General features: G+C 56.6%; 1 rRNA gene. It reads right to left on the reverse strand.

Annotated features, from left to right (window positions below):
* Window positions 1-22 precede the first annotated feature (22 nt).
* Window positions 23-3,145 (reverse strand): 23S ribosomal RNA (locus ACFU8Q_RS38540).
* Window positions 3,146-3,527: the final 382 nt, after the last annotated feature.

Genomic DNA, 3,527 nt, shown 5'->3' on the forward strand with positions numbered 1-3,527 from the left:
AACACAGTGGACGCGAGCAACTGAGGACAAGCCCTCGGCCTATTAGTACCAGTCAGCTCCACCCGTTACCGGGCTTCCACATCTGGCCTATCAACCCAGTCGTCTACTGGGAGCCTTAACCAATCAAGTTGGTGGGAATACTCATCTCGAAGCAGGCTTCCCGCTTAGATGCTTTCAGCGGTTATCCTTTCCGAACGTAGCCAACCAGCCATGCCCTTGGCAGAACAACTGGCACACCAGAGGTTCGTCCGTCCCGGTCCTCTCGTACTAGGGACAGCCCTTCTCAATATTCCTACGCGCACAGCGGATAGGGACCGAACTGTCTCACGACGTTCTAAACCCAGCTCGCGTACCGCTTTAATGGGCGAACAGCCCAACCCTTGGGACCGACTCCAGCCCCAGGATGCGACGAGCCGACATCGAGGTGCCAAACCATCCCGTCGATATGGACTCTTGGGGAAGATCAGCCTGTTATCCCCGGGGTACCTTTTATCCGTTGAGCGACAGCGCTTCCACAAGCCACTGCCGGATCACTAGTCCCGACTTTCGTCCCTGCTCGACCCGTCGGTCTCACAGTCAAGCTCCCTTGTGCACTTACACTCAACACCTGATTGCCAACCAGGCTGAGGGAACCTTTGGGCGCCTCCGTTACTCTTTAGGAGGCAACCGCCCCAGTTAAACTACCCATCAGACACTGTCCCTGATCCGGATCACGGACCCAGGTTAGACATCCAGCACGACCAGAGTGGTATTTCAACGACGACTCCACAACCACTGGCGTGGCCGCTTCAAAGTCTCCCACCTATCCTACACAAGCCGAACCGAACACCAATATCAAACTGTAGTAAAGGTCCCGGGGTCTTTCCGTCCTGCTGCGCGAAACGAGCATCTTTACTCGTAGTGCAATTTCACCGGGCCTATGGTTGAGACAGTCGAGAAGTCGTTACGCCATTCGTGCAGGTCGGAACTTACCCGACAAGGAATTTCGCTACCTTAGGATGGTTATAGTTACCACCGCCGTTTACTGGCGCTTAAGTTCTCAGCTTCGCCGACCCGAAAGTCGGCTAACCGGTCCCCTTAACGTTCCAGCACCGGGCAGGCGTCAGTCCGTATACATCGCCTTACGGCTTCGCACGGACCTGTGTTTTTAGTAAACAGTCGCTTCTCGCTGGTCTCTGCGGCCACCCCCAGCTCGGAGAGCAAGTCTCCTCACCAGTGATGGCCCCCCTTCTCCCGAAGTTACGGGGGCATTTTGCCGAGTTCCTTAACCATAGTTCACCCGAACGCCTCGGTATTCTCTACCTGACCACCTGAGTCGGTTTAGGGTACGGGCCGCCATGAAACTCGCTAGAGGCTTTTCTCGACAGCATAGGATCATCCACTTCACCACAATCGGCTCGGCATCAGGTCTCAGCCTTAACGTGTGACGGATTTACCTACCACACGGCCTACACCCTTACCCCGGGACAACCACCGCCCGGGCTGGACTACCTTCCTGCGTCACCCCATCGCTTACCTAATACAAGTCTGGTTCGTCGGCTCCACCACTACCCTCAACTCCGAAGAGATCGGGCCGGCTTCACGGACTTAGCATCGCCTGATTCAGTATTGGGCGTTTCAAAGCGGGTACCGGAATATCAACCGGTTGTCCATCGACTACGCCTGTCGGCCTCGCCTTAGGTCCCGACTTACCCTGGGCAGATCAGCTTGACCCAGGAACCCTTAGTCAATCGGCGCACACGTTTCTCACGTGTGTATCGCTACTCATGCCTGCATTCTCACTCGTGAACCGTCCACAACTCGCTTCCGCGGCTGCTTCACCCGGCACACGACGCTCCCCTACCCATCCCAGCAGGCGTTGGCCCTATACGCTGGAATGACACGACTTCGGCGGTACGCTTGAGCCCCGCTACATTGTCGGCGCGGAATCACTTGACCAGTGAGCTATTACGCACTCTTTCAAGGATGGCTGCTTCTAAGCCAACCTCCTGGTTGTCTCTGCGACTCCACATCCTTTCCCACTTAGCGTACGCTTAGGGGCCTTAGTCGATGCTCTGGGCTGTTTCCCTCTCGACCATGGAGCTTATCCCCCACAGTCTCACTGCCGCGCTCTCACTTACCGGCATTCGGAGTTTGGCTAAGGTCAGTAACCCGGTAGGGCCCATCGCCTATCCAGTGCTCTACCTCCGGCAAGAAACACACGACGCTGCACCTAAATGCATTTCGGGGAGAACCAGCTATCACGGAGTTTGATTGGCCTTTCACCCCTAACCACAGGTCATCCCCCAGGTTTTCAACCCTGGTGGGTTCGGTCCTCCACGAAGTCTTACCTCCGCTTCAACCTGCCCATGGCTAGATCACTCCGCTTCGGGTCTTGAGCGTGCTACTCAACCGCCCTATTCGGACTCGCTTTCGCTACGGCTTCCCCACACGGGTTAACCTCGCAACACACCGCAAACTCGCAGGCTCATTCTTCAAAAGGCACGCAGTCACGACATGCAAGCAAGCTTGCATGCGACGCTCCCACGGCTTGTAGGCACACGGTTTCAGGTACTATTTCACTCCGCTCCCGCGGTACTTTTCACCATTCCCTCACGGTACTATCCGCTATCGGTCACCAGGGAATATTTAGGCTTAGCGGGTGGTCCCGCCAGATTCACACGGGATTTCTCGGGCCCCGTGCTACTTGGGTGTCTCTTAAACGAGCCGTCAATGTTTCAGCTACGGGGGTCTTACCCTCTACGCCGGACCTTTCGCATGTCCTTCGCCTACATCAACGGTTTCTGACTCGTCTCACAGCCGGCAGACTATGAAAAAGAGATCCCACAACCCCACATGCGCAACCCCTGCCGGGTATCACACGCATACGGTTTGGCCTCATCCAGTTTCGCTCGCCACTACTCCCGGAATCACGGTTGTTTTCTCTTCCTGAGGGTACTGAGATGTTTCACTTCCCCTCGTTCCCTCCACACTGCCTATGTGTTCAGCAGCGGGTGACAGCCCATGACGACTGCCGGGTTTCCCCATTCGGACACCCCCGGATCAAAGCTCGGTTGACAGCTCCCCGGGGCCTATCGTGGCCTCCCACGTCCTTCATCGGTTCCTGGTGCCAAGGCATCCACCGTGCGCCCTTAAAAACTTGGCCACAGATGCTCGCGTCCACTGTGCAGTTCTCAAACAACGACCAGCCACCCATCACCCCGCTCCGAAGAACAGGTTCACTGGGGCCGGCAACTGAAGGCGACCATACGGCCGTACCCTCAGACACCCAACAACGTGCCCGACCCGACAAGCCATCCCCCACGTTCCACGCCGAAGCAGTACTAGTGAAAAACAACCCATCGTGCCGAATAGTCAACGTTCCACCCATGAGCTGACCACCGTCGAACATTTGCCGACGTAGTGGCTCTGGATTCCTTGCGGAATCTAGATGCTCCTTAGAAAGGAGGTGATCCAGCCGCACCTTCCGGTACGGCTACCTTGTTACGACTTCGTCCCAATCGCCAGTCCCACCTTCGACAGCTCCC

It is taken from the genome of Streptomyces sp. NPDC057543, assembly GCF_042801895.1.
In the GTDB taxonomy this organism is placed as follows: Bacteria; Actinomycetota; Actinomycetes; order Streptomycetales; family Streptomycetaceae; genus Streptomyces.